The 23,618-nt window shown below is 74.0% G+C and carries 20 protein-coding genes and 3 pseudogenes; 13 read left to right on the plus strand and 10 right to left on the minus strand.

Features of this window, described 5'->3' with window-relative positions; all coding sequences use genetic code 11:
- Positions 1–24 precede the first annotated feature (24 nt).
- A complete protein-coding gene (locus AC4IHM_RS28385) occupies positions 25–996 on the minus strand; it encodes a DUF8017 domain-containing protein (RefSeq protein WP_490869805.1) in 972 nt (323 codons plus the stop codon).
- Between the two features lie 98 nt (positions 997–1,094).
- Between AC4IHM_RS28385 and AC4IHM_RS28390 the strand changes: the two genes are divergently transcribed.
- Both AC4IHM_RS28390 and AC4IHM_RS28395 read left to right on the plus strand, forming a co-directional pair.
- Positions 1,095–1,532, plus strand: coding sequence for a DUF4442 domain-containing protein (locus AC4IHM_RS28390; protein ID WP_490870967.1), 438 nt, complete (start codon positions 1,095–1,097; stop codon positions 1,530–1,532).
- 142 nt (positions 1,533–1,674) lie between these two features.
- Complete coding sequence (locus AC4IHM_RS28395) at positions 1,675–2,319, plus strand: DedA family protein (RefSeq protein WP_490869806.1); 645 nt, start codon at positions 1,675–1,677, stop codon at positions 2,317–2,319.
- Positions 2,320–2,381: 62 nt separating this feature from the next.
- On the opposite strand, the gene AC4IHM_RS28400 is transcribed toward AC4IHM_RS28395, so the two are convergent.
- Positions 2,382–2,918, minus strand: coding sequence for a gamma carbonic anhydrase family protein (locus AC4IHM_RS28400; RefSeq protein ID WP_490870968.1), 537 nt, complete (start codon positions 2,916–2,918; stop codon positions 2,382–2,384).
- 107 nt (positions 2,919–3,025) lie between these two features.
- Here AC4IHM_RS28400 and AC4IHM_RS28405 point away from each other — a divergent pair, with 107 nt between their 5' ends.
- Positions 3,026–3,790: an acyltransferase gene (locus AC4IHM_RS28405; protein WP_490870969.1), complete on the plus strand. Its 765-nt coding sequence runs from the start codon at positions 3,026–3,028 to the stop codon at positions 3,788–3,790.
- 39 nt (positions 3,791–3,829) lie between these two features.
- Here the strand turns inward: AC4IHM_RS28405 and AC4IHM_RS28410 are convergent, their stop codons facing one another.
- Positions 3,830–4,561 carry a TioE family transcriptional regulator gene (locus tag AC4IHM_RS28410; protein WP_490869807.1) on the minus strand — a complete coding sequence of 244 codons (732 nt, stop codon included), beginning with the start codon at positions 4,559–4,561 and terminating at the stop codon, positions 3,830–3,832.
- Positions 4,562–4,629: 68 nt separating this feature from the next.
- On the opposite strand from AC4IHM_RS28410, the gene AC4IHM_RS28415 reads away from it, so the two are divergent.
- On the plus strand, positions 4,630–5,838 hold the full coding sequence (locus tag AC4IHM_RS28415; protein ID WP_490869808.1) for an erythromycin esterase family protein: 1,209 nt from the start codon (positions 4,630–4,632) through the stop codon (positions 5,836–5,838).
- Between the two features lie 73 nt (positions 5,839–5,911).
- Positions 5,912–6,470 (plus strand): annotated as a pseudogene (locus AC4IHM_RS28420) (YbaK/EbsC family protein).
- A gap of 4 nt (positions 6,471–6,474) precedes the next feature.
- On the opposite strand, the gene AC4IHM_RS28425 reads toward AC4IHM_RS28420, so the two are convergent.
- Complete coding sequence (locus AC4IHM_RS28425) at positions 6,475–7,554, minus strand: cation diffusion facilitator family transporter (RefSeq protein WP_490869809.1); 1,080 nt, start codon at positions 7,552–7,554, stop codon at positions 6,475–6,477.
- 68 nt (positions 7,555–7,622) lie between these two features.
- On the opposite strand from AC4IHM_RS28425, the gene AC4IHM_RS28430 reads away from it, so the two are divergent.
- Positions 7,623–7,982, plus strand: a complete 360-nt coding sequence (locus AC4IHM_RS28430; protein WP_490869810.1) for an ArsR/SmtB family transcription factor — start codon at positions 7,623–7,625, stop codon at positions 7,980–7,982.
- 11 nt (positions 7,983–7,993) lie between these two features.
- Here AC4IHM_RS28430 and AC4IHM_RS28435 read toward each other — a convergent pair whose 3' ends face one another.
- Both AC4IHM_RS28435 and AC4IHM_RS28440 read right to left on the minus strand, forming a co-directional pair.
- Positions 7,994–9,217 carry a 4-hydroxybenzoate 3-monooxygenase gene (locus tag AC4IHM_RS28435; protein WP_490869811.1) on the minus strand — a complete coding sequence of 408 codons (1,224 nt, stop codon included), beginning with the start codon at positions 9,215–9,217 and terminating at the stop codon, positions 7,994–7,996.
- Positions 9,218–9,292: 75 nt separating this feature from the next.
- Entirely contained in the window at positions 9,293–9,700 is a 408-nt protein-coding gene (locus AC4IHM_RS28440) for a CoA-binding protein (RefSeq protein ID WP_490869812.1), read from the minus strand.
- A gap of 162 nt (positions 9,701–9,862) precedes the next feature.
- Between AC4IHM_RS28440 and AC4IHM_RS28445 the strand changes: the two genes are divergently transcribed.
- From AC4IHM_RS28445 to AC4IHM_RS28470, 6 genes and pseudogenes are all read left to right on the plus strand, one after another.
- The gene (locus tag AC4IHM_RS28445; RefSeq protein ID WP_490869813.1) at positions 9,863–10,579 is read left to right on the plus strand and encodes a hypothetical protein; all 717 of its coding nucleotides are present in this window, start codon (positions 9,863–9,865) and stop codon (positions 10,577–10,579) included.
- Positions 10,580–10,682: 103 nt separating this feature from the next.
- A complete protein-coding gene (locus AC4IHM_RS28450) occupies positions 10,683–11,309 on the plus strand; it encodes a YigZ family protein (protein ID WP_490869814.1) in 627 nt (208 codons plus the stop codon).
- Between the two features lie 105 nt (positions 11,310–11,414).
- Positions 11,415–12,578 (plus strand): exonuclease SbcCD subunit D, encoded by a 1,164-nt coding sequence (locus AC4IHM_RS28455; RefSeq protein WP_490869815.1) that lies wholly within the window; start codon positions 11,415–11,417, stop codon positions 12,576–12,578.
- On the plus strand, positions 12,575–15,568 hold the full coding sequence (locus tag AC4IHM_RS28460) for an AAA family ATPase (protein WP_490869816.1): 2,994 nt from the start codon (positions 12,575–12,577) through the stop codon (positions 15,566–15,568). Before AC4IHM_RS28455 ends, AC4IHM_RS28460 begins: the two co-directional genes overlap by 4 nt.
- A gap of 98 nt (positions 15,569–15,666) precedes the next feature.
- The gene (locus AC4IHM_RS28465; protein ID WP_490869817.1) at positions 15,667–16,185 is read left to right on the plus strand and encodes an immunity 21 family protein; all 519 of its coding nucleotides are present in this window, start codon (positions 15,667–15,669) and stop codon (positions 16,183–16,185) included.
- A gap of 92 nt (positions 16,186–16,277) precedes the next feature.
- Positions 16,278–16,525: pseudogene (locus AC4IHM_RS28470) on the plus strand (SDR family oxidoreductase); the annotation flags it as partial.
- Positions 16,526–16,532: 7 nt separating this feature from the next.
- Here AC4IHM_RS28470 and AC4IHM_RS28475 read toward each other — a convergent pair.
- The 4 genes and pseudogenes from AC4IHM_RS28475 to AC4IHM_RS28490 all read right to left on the minus strand — a co-directional run bounded on the left by AC4IHM_RS28475 (position 16,533) and on the right by AC4IHM_RS28490 (position 21,944).
- Complete coding sequence (locus AC4IHM_RS28475) at positions 16,533–18,221, minus strand: DUF885 domain-containing protein (RefSeq protein ID WP_490869818.1); 1,689 nt, start codon at positions 18,219–18,221, stop codon at positions 16,533–16,535.
- Between the two features lie 78 nt (positions 18,222–18,299).
- Positions 18,300–18,650, minus strand: a pseudogene (locus tag AC4IHM_RS28480) (Lrp/AsnC ligand binding domain-containing protein); the annotation flags it as partial.
- A gap of 67 nt (positions 18,651–18,717) precedes the next feature.
- Complete coding sequence (locus tag AC4IHM_RS28485) at positions 18,718–20,094, minus strand: GNAT family N-acetyltransferase (RefSeq protein WP_490869819.1); 1,377 nt, start codon at positions 20,092–20,094, stop codon at positions 18,718–18,720.
- 263 nt (positions 20,095–20,357) lie between these two features.
- Positions 20,358–21,944 (minus strand): alkaline phosphatase D family protein, encoded by a 1,587-nt coding sequence (locus AC4IHM_RS28490; protein WP_490869820.1) that lies wholly within the window; start codon positions 21,942–21,944, stop codon positions 20,358–20,360.
- A gap of 653 nt (positions 21,945–22,597) precedes the next feature.
- On the opposite strand from AC4IHM_RS28490, the gene AC4IHM_RS28495 reads away from it, so the two are divergent.
- Positions 22,598–23,485, plus strand: coding sequence for an RNA polymerase sigma-70 factor (locus AC4IHM_RS28495; RefSeq protein WP_490869821.1), 888 nt, complete (start codon positions 22,598–22,600; stop codon positions 23,483–23,485).
- The last annotated feature ends 133 nt before the right edge of the window (positions 23,486–23,618 follow it).

Consider the following 23,618-nt stretch of genomic DNA (forward strand, 5'->3'; position numbering starts at 1 on the left):
GTGCCGCGGAGACGGCCCCGGTGTTCAGGAGTCCGAGGGCGTGTACTCCCTGACGGTGGCGAGGATCTCCCGCACGGTGGCGTCCGGCACCTCGTCGGCGACGCCCGCGACGCCGACGAACGACCAGGAGACGAGGTCGCCGTCGGCGGACTCGAAGGCGAACGTCGTCGCCTTGCCGTCCACGTCGCACTTGTCCCGCTTCTCGACCCCGGACGACCGGGAGGTGGCGACCGTGCCCTTGACGCCGGAGGCGGTGGTGAAGGAGGTCACCCGTCCCGTCGAGACCTTGTCCCGGTCCGGCTGGGTGAAGGCGCCGTAGACCCAGGCCGAGGAGTCCTCGCGGGCGATCTCCTCGGTGCTCCGCGCACCGCTGTTGCCGCGGGTGCCCGCGCTGGCCAGCGGCACGTAGTCGACCGAGCCGTCACGGTCGCCGTCCGACCCGCACCACTTCTCCTCAAGGACGGCCGGGCCCTTCATGGCGACCAGCGGCTTCTCGTCGGGGTCGTCGTCCTCGGTGACGTAGCCGACCCAGTCGCGGGACCGCAGCACCCAGGAGGCCGGTACGTCGAAGGCGATGCCGTAATCGGAGTTGGCGACGACGGTCCAGCCCGCGACGGTCGGCTCGGCGGCGGCGTCCCCGTTGCGCGGATTGTCGGGGGCGGAGGCAGAAGCAGAGGCAGAGGACGGGGACGCGGTGGGGCCGGGCCCGGCGCCGTCGTCCTTGTCACCGCCCAGGAGCACGGCGCCGGTCACGGCGGCGGCCACCACGACGGCCGCGGCGGCGACGATCGCCACCACCTTCGTGCGGCCACCCGGACCCCGGCCGGGCGGACCGGGGGCGGTGACCGTCGGGGCGTTCCAGGGGGCGGGCTGCTGCCCCGGGTACGGCTGGTACCCCTGCCCCGGGTACGGCTGCTGCTGGTGACCGGGCCCCTGGTAGGGGTCGGGTCGCTGCGGGTTCGGTCCGCCGGTGGGTGACTGCTCTCCTGGCCACATGGGCGGCAAGCATACGACGATCATCAAGAATGTCCGGTCCGCGCATCTGGCCCTCCGATGCTACTCATGGGTAACCTGCCGTCATGAGCGCAGACCAGATGTCGATCGGCGAGTTGCTCGCCGCCACGGTGCCGATGGTCAGGACCCTGAACCTCGAGTACCTGGAGACCACTCCGGAGAAGGCCGTACTGGCCCTCCCGGACCAGAGCGAGTACCGCAACCACGTCGGCGGTCCGCACGCCGGAGCCATGTTCACGCTGGGCGAGTCGGCCAGCGGCGCCATCGTGCTGGCCGCCTTCGGCGACCAGCTCTCCCGCGCGGTGCCGCTGCCGGTCACCGCGGAGATCGCCTTCAAGAAGGTCGCCCTCGGTCCGGTCACCGCGACCGCCACACTCGGCCGCCCGGCGGCCGAGGTGGTCGCGGAACTGGACACGGGCAGCCGTCCCGAGTTCCCGGTGACCGTCGCCATCCAGCGCGAGGACGGCGCGGTCACCGGTGAGATGACCGTCGTGTGGACCCTGCGTCCCAACAACTGACGCCTCGTGCGCATCCCGTGCCCCGGCAGGCGACGCCCCGAGACCCGGTAGGCTTCCCGGGTCGCCTCGATCGAGGCGACCCGGGAAGCGGCGGCGAGGCCCACCCGCCCGGCGGCAGATGCGCGAAGCGGAGGGTGGGGCGTTGCACGTCCAGGAGTGGCTCGACACGGTGCCCGCGGCGGCCGTCTACGCCGTGGTCGGACTCGTCATCGGTCTGGAGAGTCTGGGCATCCCGCTGCCCGGCGAGATCATCCTGGTCTCGGCGGCCCTGCTGTCGTCGCAGCACGGCGGGATCGATCCGCTGGTCCTCGGCGCCTGCGCCAGCGCGGGCGCGGTGATCGGCGACTCCATCGGATACGCCATCGGCCGCAAGGGCGGCCGGCCCCTGCTGGCCTGGCTGGGCGGGAAGTTCCCCAAGCACTTCAGCGAGGGGCACATCGCCACCGCCGAGCGGTCCTTCCAGAAGTGGGGCATGTGGGCCGTGTTCTTCGGCCGCTTCGTCGCCCTGCTGCGCATCTTCGCGGGCCCGCTGGCCGGTGTGCTGCGGATGCCGTACTGGAAGTTCCTGATCGCCAACATCCTCGGCGGCATCCTCTGGGCCGGCGGCACCACCGCGGTCATCTACTACGTCGGTGTCGTCGCCGAGTCCTGGCTGAAGCGCTTCTCGTGGCTGGGCCTGGTGGTGGCCGTCGCCATCGGCATCGGGTCGATGCTGGTCGTCAAGCGCAAGGCGGGCAAGGCGCAGCCGGCGGAGGCGGAGGCCCAGCCGGTGACCGCCGGGGAGTGAAGCGCCCCGTCAGGGCCGCGGGGACCGCGCGGGCGCCCACGGACGACCGGCCGCGCACGCCCCTACCGGGCCTCCTCCACCGCTCCCCGGTGCCGCGCGGCCAGCTTCGCGTACATCGTCCCGTTCAGCGTGACCCCCTGCCGCTCCTCCTCCGTCAGCTCCCGCCTCACCTTCGCCGGCACCCCCGCGACCAGCGAGCCCGGCGGCACCCGCATCCCCTGCGGGACCAGGGCCTGCGCCGCCACCAGCGAACCGGCGCCGATCACCGCGCCGTTGAGGACGGTGGCGCCCATGCCGATCAGACAGTCGTCCTCGACGGTGGCGCCGTGCACCACGGCGTTGTGCCCGACGGAGACCCGCTCGCCGACGGTGACGGGGAAGCCGGGGTCGGCGTGGAGCGTGCAGTTGTCCTGGACGTTGCTGTCCGCGCCGACGGAGATCCGCTCGACGTCGCCGCGCAGCACCGCTCCGTACCAGACGCTCGCTCCCTCGTGCAGCGTCACATCGCCGACGACCGAGGAGGTCGGCGCCACGAAGGCCGCCCCCGCCACCTTCGGTTCCTTGCCGTCGATGCCCGTGATCAGCGCCTTCTGCGTCATCATCGCCTCCTGCTCGGGTGATGTACGGCACCGTACGCCACCCGGTGGGGTGAAGATCACAGCACTGCGCGGCCATGGCCGTACCGCACGCCGACTACCGTGAGCGGGTGCCGAAGCGCAAGAACACGTTCTCGTCCTGGTGGAACCGCCTCGCGCAGCGGGCCGTCCACGCGGGCTGGGCCTGGGTGCGGCGCACCGGCTCGGTCACCGCCGCACATCCCGGCCGCTTCCGCTTCGGCGCGCTGGGCACGGGGACCCGGCTCGCCTTCCCGCTCGGCACGGTCTTCGGCGAACCCTGGATCCACGTCGGCGCGCACTGCATCATCGGCGAGCAGGTCACCCTGACCGCCGGGCTCATGCCCGACCTCGACCTCGGCCCCGACCCCATCCTGCGCGTCGGCGACGGGGTCGTCCTCGGCCGCGGCAGCCATGTCATCGCCGACACCACCGTCACCATCGGCAGCGACTGCTACTTCGGCCCGTACGTCTACATCACCTCCACCAACCACTCCTACGACGATCCGCACCAGCCCATCGGCAAGCAGTGGCCGCGGATGGACCCGGTCGAGATCGGCTCGGGCTGCTGGATCGGCACCGGGGCGGTGATCCTGCCCGGCGCGCGAATCGGGCGGAACGTGGTGGTGGCCGCCGGCGCCGTGGTCCGGGGCACGGTCCCCGACCACGCCGTGGTGGCCGGTGCGCCCGCCCGCGTCGTACGCCGCTGGACGCCCGCCGACGGCTGGCAGCCGCCGCTGCGGACCCCGGCCCCGGTGCCGATACCGGACGGGGTCACGCCGGGACAGCTGCGCGAGCTGGCCGAACTGGACGACGAGGCGGTGGCCGCGCTGACCGAGCCGGCGGCCGAGAGCTGAGCCTTTCCCCGTCCAGGACCGTCCTCCCCGGCCGGCGGCTCATCCGCGTCGGCGGAGGTACGCGTCCAGTTCGGCGGCCCCGGCCAGCATCGCCCGCGCGCGGGTGGACAGCCTGCCGTGCCAGTCGCGCAGGGCGGCCTCCAGCGGCTCCAGCCCGCCCGCCGACCGAACCTGGGCGATCAGCGGGGCGATCTGTTCCAGGAGGTAGCCGCCCCGCCTGAGCTGGTGCGCCAGCCGGGCGTCCCGCGTGTCGGCCTCGTCGTAGACGCGGTACCCGGTGTGCGGGTCACGGCGCGGGCGTACCAGCCCCGCGCGCTCCCACTTGCGCAGTGTCGCGGGCCGGATGCCCAACTCCCTGGCCAGCGGCCCGATGAACCGGTCGGCGGGACCGGACCCCGCGCCCGGCCCGGCCGCCGTGCCGGGCTCCAGGTCGCGCAGGGCGCCTTCCACGGCCTGGAGGGTCCGCCGGTCGTCGAGGAGCTGGGCGTGACTCCCGTCGATGAGACGGAACGCCTCGTCGACCGCTCCCTCGTTCACGGCACACATGATCGACGTCGCCGTCCGGTGGCCGTGGCCGGGCACCAGGGCGAGGAACGCGCGCAGGGCCTGGGCGTGCAGCGGTGTGTAGGTGCGGTAGCCATGGGGCGTGCGACCGGCGGCCGCGAGGATGCCGGCCTCCTCGTAGTTCCTGACGGCCTGGGTGGACAGCCGGTGCTCCCGCGCCAGATCGATCGGCCTGAGCCGCCCACCGGTTTGAAGGTTTGTCGCCATGGTCCCGCCCATTACATGCGAAAGTCTTGAGAAGTCTCAACCGAAAGTTCAACGATACCGTTGAATCCATGGCCACCGCTGATATTCAGGACACCGCCCGTGCCGTGGACGCCGCCGCCGTCATGAGACTGTTTCCGGCCCGGCCGGGACTGCTCGCCCTGGGCGAGCCCACCCACGGCGAGGACACTCTGCTGAGCCTGCGCAACGAACTCTTCCGGCAGCTCGTCGAGCAGGAGGGCTACCGGACGATCGCGATCGAGAGCGACTGCCTGATGGGCCTGGCCGTGGACGACCACGTCACCTCGGGCACCGGCACGCTCGACGAGGTCATGGAGCGCGGCTTCAGCCACACCTGGTTCAACGCGTGCGAGGCCAACCGCGAACTCGTGCGCTGGATGCGGGCGTACAACGACGGCCGCCCCGCGTCCGAGCGGCTGCGCTTCGCCGGTTTCGACGGCCCGCTGGAGATGACCGGCGCCGCGAGCCCCCGGCAGGCCCTCACCGCGCTCCACGGCCACCTCTCGGCGCGGGTGGACGCGGACCTGCTCCCCTGCACCGCGGACACCCTCGACCACCTGCTCGGCGCGGACGAGCGGTGGACCGACCCCGCCGCGATGACGGACCCGGCCCGGTCCGTCGGACGATCGGCGGAGGCCGGGGAGCTGCGGCTGCTCGCCGACGACCTGGTGACACTCCTGGACGCCGAGTCGCCGCAGCTGTCCGCGGCCGGCCCGCGGGAGGACTGGGACCGGGCCCGCCTGTACGGGCGCACCGCCACCGGTCTGCTGCGCTACCACTTCTGGACGGCCGACACCTCACCGGGCCGGATGACGTGGCTGGTCCGTCTGCGGGCCCGGATGATGGCCGACAACCTCCTCGCCCTCGCCGAGCGGGGCCCGGCACTGGTCCACGCCCACAACAGTCATCTCCAACGGAACAGGAGCACGATGCGGATGAGCGGCCGGCCGCTTGAGTGGTGGAGCACCGGCGCACTCGTCACCGCCCGGCTGGGCGCGCGGTACGGCTTCCTGGCCACGGCCCTCGGCACGATCCGCCACCGGGGCGTGGACACCCCGCCGCCGGACACCGTCGAAGGACTCCTGTACGCACTGCCGGGGGAGCGCCACATCGTCGACGCACCCCGGCTGGCCGCCGCCCTCGACGGGACGCCGTGCGTCCCCCGCGCGTCCACCTGGTTCGGCTACGCCCCACTCGAACCGGCCCACCTGGCCGACAGCGACGGGATCGCGTTCGTCAGGGACGTCCGGCAGGACTAGGCCGGCCCGAGGGTGCCGCCCGTCCGTCGAGACGGCCGGTCGCGGTGCCGGCCGCTGTTGCTAGCGTGCCGCCATGCACGCACCCATCGGGAACTTCGACAGCGCCACGGCGGCCCCGGACTGCCTGGACGAACTGGCCGGCCCGGTCGCCGACGCCCTGCGCGACTGGCGCGGCAGCGTACCCGCCGACCAGATCGTCTACGTCGACACCGCGCCGGAGTGGGCCGACACGGCCACCTTCGTCGAGCACTACGGCCCCGAACTGCTCGAACAGTCGGCGAACTGCGTGGTGGTCACCGGCAAGCGGGGCGGTGGCGCGACACTCGCCGCCTGCGTGGTGCTCTCCACCACCCGGGTCGAACGTCAACGGTGTCGTACGCCGTCATCTCGGTGCGCGCAAGGCGTCGTTCGCGCCGATGGACACGGCGACCGGCGAGACCGGCATGGAGTACGGCGGCATCACCCCCGTCGGCCTGCCCGCCGACTGGCCCGTACTCGTGGACTCGGCCGTCGTCGAGCTGCCGTACGTCCTCGTCGGCAGCGGGCGCCGGCGCGGCAAGCTGCTGGTGCCGGGCAAGGCCTTCGCGGACCTGCCCGGTGCCGTGGTCCTGGAGGGGCTGGGCGTCGCCTGACCGCTCAGGCGGTGGTGTGGTGGGCGAGCGGGAGATGCGGGTCGGCCGCACCGGGCACCGGCGCCGGGTCGGCGTGGACCAGGGCGGCGGTGAGCCGCGGCACCGCGTGCAGCAGGGCGTGCTCGGCCTCCACGGCGATGCCGTGGGCCTCGCGCACGGTCGCCTCGCCGTCCACGACCAGGGCGACCTCGGCGCGCAGCCGGTGCCCGATCCAGCGCAGCCGCAGCTCACCCACCCCGCGCACGCCGGGCACCTCGCGCAGGACCCGCTCGGCCCGGTCCACCAGCGCCGGGTCGACGGCGTCCATCAGGCGCCGGAACACCTCGCGCGCCGCGTCGCGCAGGACCAGCACGATGGCGGCTGTGATCGCCAACCCCACGAGCGGGTCGGCGAGTTGCCAGCCGAGTGCCGCGCCGCCCGCGCTCAGGAGCACGGCAAGCGAGGTGTAGCCGTCGGTCCTTGCGTGCAGCCCGTCGGCGACCAGCGCGGCCGATCCGATCTCCCGGCCCACCCGGATCCGGTACCGGGCCACCCACTCGTTGCCCGCGAAGCCGACCAGGGCGGCCACCGCGACCGCCGGGACGTGTGCCACCGTGCGCGGGTCCAGCAGCCGGTCCACCGCCGTCCACGCCGCGAGGACCGCGGACGCGGCGATCGTCAGGACGATCACGACGCCGGCCAGATCCTCCGCCCGCCCGAAGCCGTACGTGAAGCGCCGGGTCGCCGCGCGGCGGCCGAGGACGAAGGCGATGCCCAGCGGCACGGCGGTCAGCGCGTCCGCCGTGTTGTGCACCGTGTCGCCGAGCAGGGCGACCGAACCGGAGGCCACCACCACGACCGCCTGCGCCACCGCCGTCGCGCCGAGCACCGCCAGCGACACCCACAGCGCGCGCAGCCCGCGGGCCGAGGACTCCAGGGCCGGGTCCAGCTTGTCGGCACTCTCGTGGGAGTGCGGCGCGAACCGGTGCGCGAGGCGCTGCCACCTGCTGCGGGAGGGCCGGTGGCTGTGGGCGTGGCCGCCGCCGTGCGTGTGGCGGTCGTCGTGGGTGTGGCCGTCGTGGTGGTGCCGGTGCGGGTCGCTCACGGGGTGCCCCTTCCGGTGTTCCGGTGCGGTGGGTGGACGTCCGGCGCCCACGACGCCATTATGTGCGTATGAGCGCACGCATGCACCTGTCACCTGCGGACGATGCGCACCCGCGCACACCCGGCGAGGAGCAGTTCGCGCTCGCCGCCGAAGTCCTCGCCCTGCTCGGCGACCGCACCCGCCTGACCCTGCTGCACGCCCTGACCGGCAGCGAGGCGGACGTCACCACCCTCACCGAGGCGTGCGGGGCGGCCCGGCCCGCGGTCAGTCAGCATCTGGCCCGGCTGCGGCTCGCGGGCCTGGTGAGCACCCGCAAGGAGGGCCGCCGGGTCGTGTACGCGCTGCGCGACGGACACCTGCGCCGCCTGGTCGACGAGGCGCTGAACGTGGCCGACCACCGGCTCGGCGACCGTCCGCTGCACGACTGAACGAAAGCCCCTCAGCCGGGGGGTGGCACACCGAGGTACCGCTCGGCGAAGTCCGCGGCGGCGACCGGCGAGACGAACAGGCGGCGCAGCCGGGCCAGCGCGGCGCCCGCGCGGTACGGGTCGCCCGAGGCCGTGCCGTGGTACACCTCCGCGAGCCACTGGGAGAACTCCTGGTAGTCCCAGGCCCGCGCGAGACACGTGGCCGAGTAGCCGGACAGCCCGGTGTCGTCGCCCCTGCCGAGGTGCGCGACCAGCCCGTCACCGAGGAGGAAGGCGTCGTGCAGGGCGAGGTTCAGCCCCTTGGCGGCGATGGGCGCGGTCAGATGCGCCGCGTCCCCGGCCAGGAAGAGCCGCCCGAAGGCCATGGGCTCGACGACGTAGCCGTGCATGTCCAGGACGCGCCGCTCGATCAGCCGCCCCTCCCTGAGCGGCGGCGCGCCGGCCGCGCCCAGCCGTTCCCGCAGCTCGGCCCAGACCCGCTCGTGCGGCCAGTTCCCCGGGTCGTCGCCCGGCGGACACTGGAGGTAGTAGCGGGTCACCTCGGGGCCGCGCGTCATGTGGCCGGCGAATCCGCGCGGATGCATGCCGAACACGACGCAGTCCGAGGACGGCGGTGCCTCGGCGAGCAGCGCCAGCCAGCCCACGCCGTGGTCGTGGCGTGCGACGCGGACCCGCCCCGGGGGCAGCGCCGCCCGCGTCACCCCGCGCGCACCGTCGCAGCCGGCGATGAAGCCGGCCTCCACGACGCGGCGTTCACCGGAGTCGGGGCACAAGTACGACACCGCCGGGCGGCCGGACTCCAGCCCGTGCAGGCGGACCTCCCGCACGCCGAACCTGATCTCCCCGCCCCGTGCGTCCGCGTACTCCCGGATGAGGTCGCTCACCAACAACTGCTGTGGATAGACGAAGTGGTGACAGCCCGTCAACTCGGTGTAGTCGAGGCGATACCGCTCCCCGGCGAACCGGAACTCGCACTCGGTGTGCGTCTGCGCCCGCTCCAGCAGATTCCGCGCAAGGCCGCGCCGTTCCAGCCCGCGTACGGCCCACTCCTCGATGACCCCGGCGCGGGGCCGCCGCTCGACCACGCCACGTGTCTCGGTCTCCAGGACCAGGCAGTCCACGCCCGCGGCGCGCAGAATGCCGCCGACGGTGAGCCCGGCCGGACCCGCACCCACGATCACCACCGAAAAGCGTTGCGTGGAAACCGAGTTGGGGCGGGGGGAGGGTACGGTCACGCGCACATTATGTCGGTACCCACGGCCTGCGGTCCGCGGACGGGAGCGGCCGGTGGCCGGTGGTGCGGTGCCGGGTCAGCCGAGGCGTGGGATCTCGATCGCCGGGCAGCGGTCCATCACCATCTCCAGGCCCGCGGCCCGGGTCCGTCCGTAGGCCGCCCCGTCGACGACGCCCAGCTGGAACCACACCGCCCCGGCACCCTTCGCGACCGCCTCGTCGGCGACCGCTCCGGCCAGGTCACTGTTGACGAAGACATCGACGACATCCACGTCGAAGGGGATGTCCGCGAGGGAGGCGTACCCCTGCTCGCCGTGCACCGTCTCCGCCTTGGGATGCACGGGCACGACGCGCTTGCCGAACCGCCGCAGCACTTCGGCGACGCCGTACGCCGCGCGCTGCCGGTTGGAGGACAGGCCCACCACGGCCCAGGTGTCGCCCAGCTCGGTGAGGATCTTGCGGACGGTTGCGTCGTCGCCGTACACCGGCGGCCTCCTCGCACTCGTGGCCCTCGTGGGACGACCCTGCGTGTCGCGCCCTTCGGTGGGAACAACGGACGGCGGCGTGCCGGGATTCCCCGGCGGGCGGGGGAGTGCGGTGAGCGCGTCCCCCGTGCGCCGCCGCGCCACCCCGCCTACGCTCACCCCGTGCTGCACATCATCGACGCCCGGACCGGAGAGACCACCCCCGCCGCCCCCGCCCGGCGGGCCCCGACCCGCGTCGAGGCGCACCCGCCGGGGCACGACACCACCGCGCTGCGCGTGCTGCTCGTCGCCGACCTCCTGGTCCGCGCCCTGGAACTGGACGGCACACCCGCGTGGGCGCTGCTGAGCGGCCCGCGGGAAACGGCCCGGCTGCGGGAGGAGGCGGACGCCCTCGGCATCCGGCCCTTCGAGGACGGCGGAGTCGCCGGCTCGGGACCTGGCACCGGCCACACCGTCCACGTCGTGTCCGAGGGCGGGGCCGCCCCGGACGGGCCAACGGTCGCCGTGGCCCCCGTGACCCCGGCCGGCCAGGACCCCGCCGACCCCGACGCCCTGCGCCTCACCCTGCTGGAACGGCACCACCACGCGCGCGTGGAACTCGACGCGACCGCGCTGGACGACGCGCGGGACACCCTCGCGCGCTGGCGCCGCGCGGTCGCCGGCTGGGCGCGGCAGCCGTCGCGTCCGGTACCCGGCGAGGTGCGCGACCGGCTGCGGGCCGCCTGGGAGGACGACCTGGACGCCCCCGGCGTACTGCGCGTCCTGCGCCGGGTGGAGACCGATCCCGGCCTTGCGGACGGCGCACGCTTCGAGACCTACGCCCACGCCGACCGGTTCCTCGGCCTCCATCTCACCCGGGACCTCGGCGCCCCGGTGTGATCGCGCGCCCCGGGCCCGGCACACCGCGCCCCCGGTCGTCGTCCCGCCGTACGCGAGGCCGGCCCGCCCCGAGGGCGGCGCCGACTGCGCATAGGCTGGCCGGATGCAGGACGAGTACCGCACGGTCGCCCGCGCGGGTGTGCACGAAACCGAGATCAACCGTTCCCGCTTCCTGTGCGCCCTCGCCCCGGCCGCCACCGAACAGGAGGCCCAGGCCTTCGTCGCGCGCGTACGCAAGGAGCACGCGGACGCCACCCACAACTGCTGGGCGTACGTCGTCGGAGCCGACGCCGCCGTCCAGAAGGCCAGTGACGACGGCGAACCCGGCGGCACCGCGGGCGTCCCCATGCTCCAGATGCTGCTGCGCCGCGACATGCGGTACGTCGTCGCCGTCGTCACCCGCTACTACGGCGGCGTCAAGCTCGGCGCGGGCGGCCTGATCCGCGCCTACGGCGGCGCCGTCGGCGAGGCCCTGGACGACCTCGGCACGCTCACCCGCCGCCGGTTCCGCCTCGCCACGGTGACCGTCGACCACCAGCGGGCCGGCAGGCTCCAGAACGACCTGCGCACGAGCGGGCGCACGGTGCGCGACGTGCGGTACGCCGAGGCCGTCACCATCGAGATCGGCCTGCCGGAGGCGGACGTGGACACCTTCCGCTCCTGGCTCGCGGACGCCACCGCCGGGTCGGCCGGATTCGAACTCGGCGGAGAGGCGTACGGGGACGCGTGACAAGACGGACAACACGGCGGTAACGGGCGTTCGCGGGGCGGATGCGAGGGGCGAAACGGGAGTAACCACCCGGGCTGTCGGACCCTCCCGTTAGTCTCGGGGACCATGCGACTGCTGCACACTTCCGACTGGCATCTGGGCCGGGCGTTCCACCGGGTGAACATGCTCGGCGCCCAGGCCGGGTTCATCGGCCACCTCGTCGCGACCGTGCGCGAGCACGATGTCGACGCCGTGGTCGTGTCGGGAGACGTGTACGACCGGGCGGTGCCGCCGCTCGCCGCCGTCGAGCTGTTCGACGACGCCCTGCGCCGGCTCGCCGACCTCGGCGTGCCCACGGTGATGATCTCCGGCAACCACGACTCGGCCCGCCGCCTCGGCGTGGGCGCCGCGCTCATCGACCGCGCGGGCATCCACCTGCGCACCGACCCCGCGGGCTGCGGGACCCCGGTGATGCTGGCGGACACCCACGGCGACGTGGCCTTCTACGGGCTGCCGTATCTCGAACCGGCCCTGGTGAAGACCGAGTTCGGCGTGGAGCGGGCGGGCCACGAGGCCGTGCTCGCCGCCGCCATGGACCGGGTCAGGACCGACCTCGCCGCACGCGTGCGCGGCACCCGCTCCGTCGTCCTCGCGCACGCCTTCGTCACCGGCGGCGAGCAGAGCGACAGCGAGCGCGACATCACCGTCGGCGGGGTCGCCGCCGTGCCCCGCGGTGTCTTCGACGGCGTCGACTACGTGGCGCTCGGACACCTGCACGGCAGCCAGACCCTCACCGAACGCGTCCGCTACTCCGGCTCCCCGCTGCCGTACTCCTTCTCGGAGGCGGCGCACCGCAAGAGCATGTGGCTCGTCGACCTCGACGCCGACGGCTCGGTCACCGCCGAGCGCGTCGACTGCCCGGTGCCGCGCCCCCTGGCCCGGCTGCGCGGCACCCTCGACGACCTGCTCGCCGACCCCGCACTGACCCGGCACGAGGAGGCCTGGGTCGAGGCGACCCTCACCGACCCGGTCCGCCCGGCCGAGCCCATGGCCCGGCTCACCGAACGCTTCCCGCACACGCTCAGCCTCGTCTTCGACCCCGAACGGGCCCCGGACGAACCGGGCGTGTCCTACGCCAGGCGCCTGGCCGGCCGCAGCGACCAGCAGATCGCGGAGGACTTCGTGGCGCATGTGCGCGGCGCCGGGCCCGACGGTCACGAACAGAGCGTCCTGCGGGACGCCTTCGACGCGGTGCGCGCGGACGAGACCGTACGGGAGGCGGCCCGGTGAGACTGCACCGACTGGACATCACCGCCTTCGGGCCCTTCGGGGCCACGCAGAGCGTCGACTTCGACGACCTGTCGGCCGCCGGACTGTTCCTGCTGCACGGGCCCACCGGCGCCGGCAAGACCTCCGTCCTCGACGCCGTCTGCTACGCGCTGTACGGCTCGGTCCCGGGCGCCCGGCAGAGCGGGCAGGGCATGACGCTGCGCAGCGACCACGCGGCCGTCGGCACCCGTACCGAGGTGCGCCTCGAACTCACCGTGGCCGAGCGCCGGTTGGAGATCACCCGGCAGCCGCCCCGGGAACGGCCGAAGTTGCGCGGCAGGGGCACGACCGTCGACAAGGCCCAGACCTGGCTGCGCGAGTACGACGCGACGACCGGCGCCTGGAAGGACCTCAGCCGCTCCCACCAGGAGATCGGCGAGGAGATCACCCAACTGCTCGGCATGAGCCGCGAGCAGTTCTGCCAGGTCGTGCTCCTTCCCCAGGGCGACTTCGCGCGCTTCCTGCGCGCCGACGCGGAGGCGCGGGGCAAGCTGCTCGGGCGGCTCTTCGACACCCGGCGGTTCGCCGAGGTCGAGAAACTCCTCGCCGACCGGCGCCGCACGACCGACGCCCAGGTGCGCGAGGGCGACGCCGCCCTGCTGGCCGACGCCCACCGGATGCAGCAGGCCGCGGGCGACGCCATGGAACTGCCCCGGCCGGCGCCGGGCGAACCGGGCCTGGCCGAGGCCGTCCTCGCCGCCGCCGCCGTCGCCCGCGGTACGGCCCGCGAACTGCTGGACATCGCCGACTGCCGGCTCACCGCCACCGAGTCCGCCCAGGCAGCCGCCGAACGCGCACTGGCCGACGCCCGGGAACTGGAGCGGCTGCAACGGCGGTTCGCCGAGGCCCGGGAGCGGGCCGCGCGCCTCGCGGAGCGGGCCGAAGCCCACCGCGCCGCACAGGAGCGCATGGAGCGGGCCCGCAAGGCCGAAGCGGTGGCGCCCGCACTGGAGCTGCGGGACGCCGCCGAGGCCGAACACCGGCGGGCGGCCGCCTCGGAGGCACGCGCGCGTGCCCCGCTGCCGCAGACCCACGCCGGTGCGGGTGCCGCCGGACTGGCCGCCGCCGCGCGCCGGGCCGCCGAGGAACTGGGCGGGCTCGACTCGGCCCGGCGGGCCGAACAGCGCCTCGACGAACTGCTGGAGGAGCGGGACGGACTGGACCGCCAGGAGAGCGCCGACGAGGAGGTCCGGCACGAGGCGGAGACCTGGCTCGCCGACTGGGAGGCCACCCGCACCGCACTGCGGACCCGCGTCGACTCGGCGCAGGAGGCCGCGACCCGCGCCGAACAACTCGCCGTACAGCGCGACCCCGCACAGCGGCGGCTGACCGCGGCCCGGCAACGGGACCGGCACACCGGCGAGGCCGAGCAGGCGCGGCGGGAGGCACTCGACTCGGCCGAACGCGCCGTCGAAGCCCACGCCCACTGGCTCGACCTCAAGGAACAGCGGCTGAAGGGCATCGCCGCCGAACTCGCCGCCCAACTCACCGACGGCACACCGTGCGCCGTCTGCGGCGCCACCGAACACCCCGCCCCCGCGCGCAGGATCGCCGGGCACGTCGACCGGGAGGCCGAGGAGCAGGCCCTCGCCGACTACCAGGACGCCGACGAGCGGCGGGCACGGGCCGAACGCCGCCTCGGGTCCGTACGGGAGGCCCTCGCCGCCGCCACCGCGGAGGCCGGGGACACGCCCACCGCCCGGCTGGCCGAAGAGACGGAGGACCTGGAGCGCCGGTACGCGCGTGCGCGGGCACTCGCCTCCGGGCTGCAACCCGCGCAGGAGGAGCTGCGCCGGGCGGAGCGCGAGCACGAACAGCGCGTCGCCGACCGGCAGCAGGCCGCCGTCCGGACCGCCTCCCGGATCGCGGCCCGCGACCGGCTGGAGAGCGAACGGGCCGCACTGGAGGACGAGTTGACGCGGGCCCGGGGTACCGCCGAGAGCGTGGCCGAGCGGGCCGGACAACTGGAGCGCCGGGCCGAGCTGCTCACCCGGGCCGCCGACACCGCCCGGATCGCCGAGGACACGGCCCAGCGGCTCAAGGACGCCGACGCCCGCCTCGCCGACGCCGCCTTCCGCGCCGGCTTCGACACCCCGCAGGACGCGGCCGCCGCCCTCCTCGACGACACCGCCCACCGCGAGCTGCAACGACGGCTCGACGCCCGGCAGTCCGAGGAGGCCGCCGTCCGCGCGGTGCTCGCCGAGGCCGACACCGCGGCCGCGGCCCGGCGGCCACCCGCCGACCTCGCCGCGGCGGAACGGGCCGCCGCCGACGCGGGCCGGCGCCTGCGCGAGGCATCCTCGGCACGCGACGCCGCCGCCCGGCGCTGCGCCGAACTGGACCGGCTGTCCGCGCACGCCGCCGCCTCGGTACGCCGGCTCGCCCCGCTGCGCGAGGAACACGGGCGCGTCGCCCGCCTCGCCTCGCTCGCCGCGGGCACCTCGGCGGACAACGAACGCCGGATGCGCCTGGAGTCGTACGTCCTGGCGGCCCGCCTCGAACAGGTCGCCGCCGCGGCGACCGCGCGGCTGCGGCGCATGTCCTCCGGCCGCTACACCCTCGTCCACTCCGACGACCGCACCGGGCGCGGTCGCAGCGGCCTCGGCCTGCACGTCGTGGACGCCTGGACCGGCCGCGAGCGCGACACGGCCACGCTGTCCGGCGGCGAGACGTTCTTCGCCTCCCTCGCCCTCGCGCTCGGCCTCGCCGATGTCGTCACCGACGAGGCCGGCGGCGTCCGCCTGGACACCCTCTTCATCGACGAGGGCTTCGGCAGCCTCGACGAACAGACCCTCGACGAGGTACTCAACGTCCTCGACACACTGCGCGAACGCGACCGCAGCGTGGGCATCGTCAGCCATGTCGCCGACCTGCGGCGGCGGATCCACGCCCAACTCGAGGTCGTCAAGGGGCGGTCGGGGTCGGTGCTGCGGCAGCGGGCCGCCGGCTGAGGGGCCCCGGGAGCCGCGGCGGACCGGTGGTCGAAGGCGGCCCCCGTCCCCCGGACGCGGCCGACGACCGCCGTCGGCGTGCGTGTAGGTTCTGCCGCATGGTGCGATACGCGGAGCCGGGCGCGGTGGAGTGGGTGGAGTCGGGCGGCGGTCCGCTCATAGCGGTCCCGGAGACGGTCCTGCCGTTCTGGACCGGCGCCGACGGCGAGGAGACGGCCTCCGACTACGACCGCGCCTGCGAGGTCGACGGCTACGTCGGACTCCTCCCGGTCGGCGACTCCACGGCCCTGGTGCTCGGCGACGAACCCGCCTCCACCGCCTATCTGCCCGAGCACACCGCCTTCGTCCGCTGGTGCGCCGCGGACTCCGAGGACGAGGCACTGTCCGGCGTCTCCGCCGCTCTCGACACCGCCGAGTGGGAGCCCGAGGTGTCCTGGCGCGTCCCCGGCCCTGTGCTCCTGTTCGACGCGGCCTGGCCCGGCACCGACTCGGACCGCGCCGACCACGTGCGGGTCGCCCTGGACCCCGGCCGGTACGCGGTCCGCGCGGCCGAGGTGCGCCCCGGACCCGAGACCTGGCTGAACGTCGTACAACTACGACGCCTCGCGGACGGCTGACCGCCGCGAAAACGGCATGCGCGGCGCCGCCCGACCGCAGGCTCGCCGCGTACGGGGCGAGCGTCGTCCACCTGCACCACCACGTCCCGCACGACGCCGCCATGCTTGACGCGCACTGGAAGGCCGACACCCGCTCGGTGCTGCTGCCAGGCGTACGCCTACGCCCTGCGGAAGGGCGCCCCGGACTCCCTCACACGCTCCCTGTCGACCACCCTCGCCGAGCACGCGACCACCGTGAACACGGTCGACCCCGGCCCGCCTCATCGCGTGGCCCGCCACGGACGAGGCGGGCCGGGTCACCGGTCAGGTGATCGACTCGGAGGGTGGTTTCCGCAGGTGAGCCGGGATCAGAGCCGGGACAGCTCGTCCACCAGGTCGTCCAGGCCCAGTGAGCCCTGGGAGAGCGCGGCCATGTGCCAGGCCTTCAGGTCGAAGGCGTCGCCGTGCCGCTCCCGGGCCTTCTCCCGGCCCAGCAGCCACGCCCGCTCACCGAGCTTGTAGCCGATCGCCTGGCCCGGGATCGTCAGATACCGGGTCAGCTCGCTCTCCACGAAGTCCGCCGGACGGCTGCTGTGCGCGCCGAAGAACTCCTGCGCCAGCTCCGGCGTCCACCGCTCGCCCGGATGGAACGGGGAGTCCGCCGGGATCTCCAGCTCCAGGTGCATGCCGATGTCCACGACGACCCGGGCGGCCCGCATCATCTGCGCGTCCAGATAGCCGAGCCGCTGCTCCGCGTCCGTGAGGAAGCCCAGCTCGTCCATCAGCCGCTCCGCGTACAGCGCCCAGCCCTCGGCGTTGGCGCTGACCATGCCGACGGAGGCCTGGTAGCGGGAGAGGCTCTCCGCGACGTGCGCCCACTGGGCGAGCTGGAGGTGGTGGCCCGGGACGCCCTCGTGGTACCAGGTCGAGACCAGGTCGTAGACCGGGAAACTGGTCTGGCCCATCGTCGGCAGCCAGGTGCGGCCGGGACGGGAGAAGTCCTCCGACGGCGACGTGTAGTAGGGCGCCGCCGCGCTGCCGGGCGGGGCGATGCGCGACTCCACCCTCCGCACCCGCTCGGCGAGTTCGAAGTGCGTGCCGTCCAACTGCTCGATCGCCTGGTCCATCAGGCCCTGCAGCCAGTCGCGGACCTCGTCGACCCCCTCGATGTGCTTGCCGTGCTCGTCGAGGTGGGCCAGCGCCACCCAGGGGGTCTCGGCGCCCGGCAGGACCTTCTCCGCCTCCTGCCTCATCTCGGCGAGCAGCCGGTGGTACTCGGCCCACCCGTACGCGTACGCCTCGTCCAGGTCCAGGTCCGTGCCGTTGTAATAGCGCGACCAGCGGGCGTAGCGCTCCCGGCCCACCGTGTTCGGCGCGCCCTCGATCGCCGGGGCGTACACGTCGCGCATCCAGTCCCGCAGTTCCACCACGGAGGCGGTCGCCGCGCGGGCCGCCTCCTCCAGCTCCGGGCGCAGCCCCTCGGGGCCGTCGGCGGCGAAGTCCTCGAACCAGCCGCGTCCCTCGCCCGTGTCCGCCCACTCACCGAGCTGTTCGACGAAGGTGGCGGTCGGACGCGGAGCCGCGTACAGCTTGCGGTCAAGACCCAGGGCCAGGGACTCGCGGTAACCCGCGAGCGCCCCCGGCACCGCGCGCAGCCGCTCGGCGATCCGGGCCCAGTCCTCGTCCGTCCGCGTCGGCGTGACCGTGAAGACCTCCCGCACCGAATGGGGGGCGGTGCCCATGTTGCCGACCGAACGCAAGCCCTCGTCCGCCTCGTGCACCGCGAGTTCGGCGGTGAGGCGTTCGCGCAGCAGCCGGGCGCAGCGCCGCTCCACGTCGCTGTCCCCGCCGGGCCGGCGCTCCGCCTCGGCCAGCCGGGCCAGGGTGGCCCGCGCCAGCTCGGCGAGGGCCTCCTGCCCCGCGGGCGAGAAGTCGGGCAGGCGGCCGGAACTCTCGGCGACGCCGAGAAAGGTACCGGTGACCGGGTCGAGGGCGATGAGATCGTCGACGTAGGCGTCGGCGACCTCGCGGGGCAGCAGGCTCTTGGTCTCTGACATGCGGACATCCTCATACGGATACCGGTGCCGCGTCAGCCGGGCGGATCCGGCCCGACGGCGCGTCCGGCCGGATTTCGCTCAGGGCGTGGCCGGGGGCGGGGCCGCGCGCACGGCCGGTGGCAGCAGGGGACCGCACTCCCACTGCTGGAAGATCAGCCGTGTCTCGACGCGGGCCACCTCCCGCCGGGACGTGAACTCGTCGAGGACCAGCCGCTGGAGGTCCGCCATGTCCGCCACCGCGACATGGACGAGATAGTCGTCGGGCCCGGTGAGATGGACGACGGTGCGTGACTCGGGCAGCGCCCGGATCCGTTCCACGAACGGGCCGACCAGCTCCCGCCGGTGCGGGCGCACCTGCACCGACAGAAGCGCCTGGAGGACGCCGACGACCTGTGGGCCGACCTCGACCGGGCCCTGGAGGAGGGGACCGCCGAGGCCGTCCCGTCGCCGCGGGCGCTGTCGCGGACCGAGTGAGACGCGACGGCGCCCCGCGCTCTCACTCCTTGCCGATCCGCTCCCCGTGCGGCAGCCGTGCCCCGGAACGGGCCCCGGCGTCCAGGCGGGCCGTGATGACCAGGGTCCCCTCCTCGATCTGGTAGTCGAGGGGCAGGCCCAGGCCGCGCATCGCGGCGACCATGCCGGTGTTGGACGCCTGCGTCACGGCGTACACGCTCTCGCAGCCGGCCTCCACCGCCATCGCCACGAGCCGTCCGAGGAGTTCGCCGCCGATGCCCCGGCGCTGCCACCCGTCCTCGACGAGCAGCGCGACCTCCGTCTCGTCCCCGTCCCACAGCAGATGACCGAGCCCGACGATCCGCCCCGAGGCCGTCTGCACGGCGAGGGTACGGCCGAAGCGGGGGCTGAGCAGGTGGTTCAGATACCGGCCGGCGTCCCTGACCGGGCCGTGGTAGCGCATCCCGAGCGTCTCGTCCGAGCACCGCTCGTGCATCGCCTTCGCCGCCGGAACGTCACGGGTGTCGGCCCGGCGGACCATGATGTCGCTCCCCTCCTGGAGCGTCAGCACGTCCCGGCCGTGCGGGACACGCGGACCGAGCCGGGCGTCCAGCTCGACCAGCGCCCGCGCGCGGGCGAACTCGGCCGGGGTGAACGGCAGATACGGCCGCTCCACAGTGATCACCCCGCCCTCCGGGGCGCGCAGCCGCAGCACGGTGTCCTCGAAGGTCCCTTCCGGCGGCACCTCGTCCGCCGTACGTCCCCCGACGGCCGCGGGCAGTGAGCGAATGGTGCACCGGCCGAGCAACTGGCGGAGCGCCAGGGGCAGTTCCGCCGCGTCCAGGGCCGTACGGACCGCCAGCGCCAGTACCCGGGTCGGCGCGTCCACCAGGTCGTGGGCGTCCGCCCGCTCGGTCCAGGTGTGGGTGCCGCCCGCCGCCGTCACCACGTCGGTCAGTTCGGACCCGGTCAGCCCGCCAGGGGCGCGGAGCAGGAACTCGTCCACCGTGCCCTCGGCCAGCGGGTGCGTCTGCAGGCTCAGGATGTCGATCCGCCGGTCGGCGAGGGCCGCGCACAGGACGGCCAGCGACCCCGGCGCGTCCCGCACCGTCGTCCGCATCCGCCACAGCGCGCTCTCCTCGGCGTCGGCTCCGGCACCCGCCCGGGACACGGCCTCGGCGTCCGCGTCCGACACCGCCCCGCCCCGGTCGGACGCCCCGGCACGCCGCTCGTCCGCGGAGGGCCGGGCGCCGGTATCGCCCGCCGGCGGTGCCTGTCCGTGGCGCCGTGACCACCGGGTGTGGAAGCCCGCCGTGGCGATCAGGGTGGCCACCGACGCGAGCAGCATGGCGGGCACCGCCGGGCCGTGTTCGACGACGCGGGTCACGGCGGCCGTCACATCAGACAGGTCTCGACTCATGAAGCCACTGTGAAGGAATGGTGTTGCGTGATCACGAACGCCCTGTGACCGATGGGTAAAGATGCCTTCCGGGACATTTGCTGATCTTTCGGCGACGGATCACGGCCTGCCCGGACCGCGTCACGGGCAAACCGTGAAACCGGCCACTGGCAATCGGCCTGACCAGCAAAAACGGTGCCGCCGCGCGGGGGAGTCGGCGATCCCCGGCCGCGCACCGGGGGATGACGCCGATGCGCGGCACACCGGACAGGCTAATGGACGGACTACTGGCCGACCCGGCCCGGACGCAGCACCTTTGTGAACAGCACGGTGCCGTCCTGCTCGCGCAGCCGCACCGTCATCTCGGCGCTGTCGCCGTCGATGTCGACCTCGCCGAAGAACTGGTAGCCCTCGGCGGGCGAGACGTTCGACGCGGTCGGCGCCTTCACGAACACCCGCTCCGGGCCGAAGGTGCCGTCCAGGTCGCTCGCCGGGAACGCGCCCGCGTTGAGCGGCCCGGACACGAACTCCCAGAACGGCTCGAAGTCGGTGAACGCCGCGCGCGAGGGCTGGTAGTGCTGGGCCGAGGTGTGGTGCACGTCGGCGGTCAGCCACACCGTGCCGGTGATCCGCCGGTGCTTGACGAAGCGCAGCAGTTCGGCGATCTGCAACTCGCGTCCCAGCGGCGCGCCGGGGTCGCCCTGCGCCACCGCCTCGATGTTGGCCCCGCCCTCGGTGGCGTCGGGCACGATCAGCCCGATCGGCAGGTCGGCCGCGATCACCTTCCACACCGCACGCGACCTCGCCAACTCCCGCTTGAGCCACTCCAACTGCTCGCGGCCCAGGATGCCCTGCGGGTCCACGCTCTGGTCGTCGGGGGAGTTGGCGTTGCGGTACGTGCGCATGTCCAGCACGAACACGTCCAGCAGGGGCCCCTGACGGAGCACCCGCTGCACGCGTCCCTCCCGTGTGCCGGGGCGCAGGGTGGAGACCGGGAAGTACTCGCCGAACGCGCGCCGGGCCCGAGCGGCCAGTACGTCCACACTCTTCTCCGTGTAGCGGTCGTCCGTGTCCGCGATCACCTGGCCCGGGTACCAGTTGTTGCGCACCTCGTGGTCGTCCCACTGGATGATCGAGGGAACCCGGGAGTTGAAGCGCCGCAGGTTCTCGTCGAGCAGGTTGTAGCGGAAGTTGCCGCGGAACTCGGCGAGGGTCTCGGCGACCTTGGACTTCTCCGCGGTGGTGACGTTCCGCCAGATGCCGCCGTCGGGCAGCGCGGCCGTCTCCTCGATGGGGCCGTCGGCGTAGATGTTGTCGCCGCTGCACAGGAAGAAGTCCGGGTCCAGGGCGCCCATGGCGTCGTAGATCCGGTAGCCGCCGAGGTCGGGGTTGATGCCCCAGCCCTGCCCCGCCAGGTCGCCGGACCACACGAAGCGCACGCCCGCGCGCCGGCGGACCGGCACCGTGCGGAAGGTGCCGGGGACCGGCTCGCCGGTGCGGCGCGGGTCGTCCGGGTCGGCGAGCAGCACGCGGTAGTGGATCTGCTCGCCCGGCGGCAGGCCGTTGAGCCCGGTCGTGCCGGTGAAGTCCGTGTCCGCGCCGAGCAGCGGGCCGTGCCATCTGCGCGGGTTGCGGAACGACTCCGTCGCGGAGGTCTCGACGATCATCCGGGCCGGCCGGTCGGAGCGCACCCACACCAGACCGGAGTCGGAGGTCACGTCTCCCGCCTGCACACCCCAGCCCGCCCCCGGCCGCCCGGAACGCGCGAACGCCGGTGCCGCCCCGAGGGCGGTGGGCAGGGTCAGGGCCGCCGAGGCGGCGAGTGAGCCGCGCAGCACGCTGCGGCGACCGGGCAACGGACGGTGTGACATGGATGCGCCTCCGGGGACGGGACCCGGCCGGTGGTCCGGCCGGTGCGCAGCCAGACCTACTGGCACGGCGCGGCGACCACGGAAACTCCGCGTGAACAGCCGTGCGGACGCCTCACCCGGGGGCGCCAGGGGCCTGCCGGTGCGGCTACGCCCGACCGCCTGCGTCCGGACGGGCAGGGGAGGGGCCCGCCGGTGTCCCGCGTCCGATCGCCCGCGTCCGGTTCCCTGACCGTCCGGGACCCGACCGCACCAGGCGGGCGCGCGGGATGGGGTGCTTGGCGCGTACGCCCTGCCGGGACGGGAGCAGCCGGTCCCGGTTGCCCACGCCACGGTGACGGGGGCGCCGGGGAGGTCGTCGGTGAACCGCACGTTCCGTCCGGCCCCGTGCTGGGCAGCCGCTCGACCAGGGGGAGCGGCAGACTCCGGGCGCACCAGCTTCACTCGGCCGAGTTCCAGGGCCGGAGAGCGTCGCGGACATGTGGCTCCTCCGGAAACACGCGGTCGGGAACGCGCGAACGATGACGGCGGTCGCGCAGACAGCCTGTCAGCAAGTGTTGCCGACGGGTAGACCCCGTTGCGGCCCGTCCGCAGCCGACGCCGGGCGCGGACGAATCCGCCTGGACACCGCCGGACCCGTCCGCTGGGATGGAACGGTGACCACCGAAACCGCGACCGATGTCTTCGAAGAGCACCGCCCCGTTCTCCTGGGGGTCGCCTACCGCATGCTGGGCCGCCTGGCCGACGCGGAGGACGTGGTCCAGGAGGCGTGGCTGCGCTGGTCCGCCGCCGACCGGTCCGCCGTGCGCGAACCCCGCGGTTACCTGGTGCGCGTCACCACCCGCCTCGCCGTCGACCGGCTGCGCCAGATCAAGTCGCGGGGCGAGACCTACGTCGGCCCGTGGCTGCCCGAGCCCTACGTCACCGACTTCGGGGACACCGCGCCGGACACCGCCGAGCGGGCCGTCCTCGCCGACTCCGTGTCCCTCGCCGTCCTCGTCGTCCTGGAGTCGCTGTCACCGCTGGAGCGGGCGGTGTTCGTGCTCAGGGAGGCGTTCGGCTACCCGTACGCCGAGATCGCCGCCATGCTGGAGCGCGGGGAGGCGGCGGTACGCCAACTCGCCGGACGCGCCCGCAAACACGTCGAGGAGCGACGGCCCCGCTATGACGTTGACCCGGTCCGGCGCCGTGACCTCACCGAACGGTTCCTCGCCGCCGCGACCGGCGGTGACCTGGCCGGGCTGATGGAACTGCTCGCGCCGGACGTGCGCCTGGTGGGCGACAGCGGCGGCAAGTCCAAGGCCCCGCTGCGCGTGCTGGAGAGCGCCGACAAGGTGGCCCGCTTCCTGCAAGGCGTCGCGCGCAAGGGCATCCCGGACTTCTCCCACCGCTTCCTGGAGATCAACGGCGGTCCGGCCCTGCTGGCCCTGTCGGCCGGCCGGCCCGACTCCGTCTTCCAGCTCGACGTGGCCGACGGACGCGTCCAGGCGGTGTACATCATCCGCAACCCCGACAAGCTGCGCCTCCTGGCCGCCCATGCCTAGCCGCGTGCCGTCCCGCGACAGGGGCCGGGACCGTCCGTCGCGGGATTGGTCTTGACCAAGGGAACGGGCCGTTTTATCGTCGCAGACAACTGCAACAACCTTTAATAAACAAGGGCGCCAAAAAGCCGCCGGA

The sequence above is a fragment of the Streptomyces sp. SL06 genome (genome assembly GCF_058244745.1).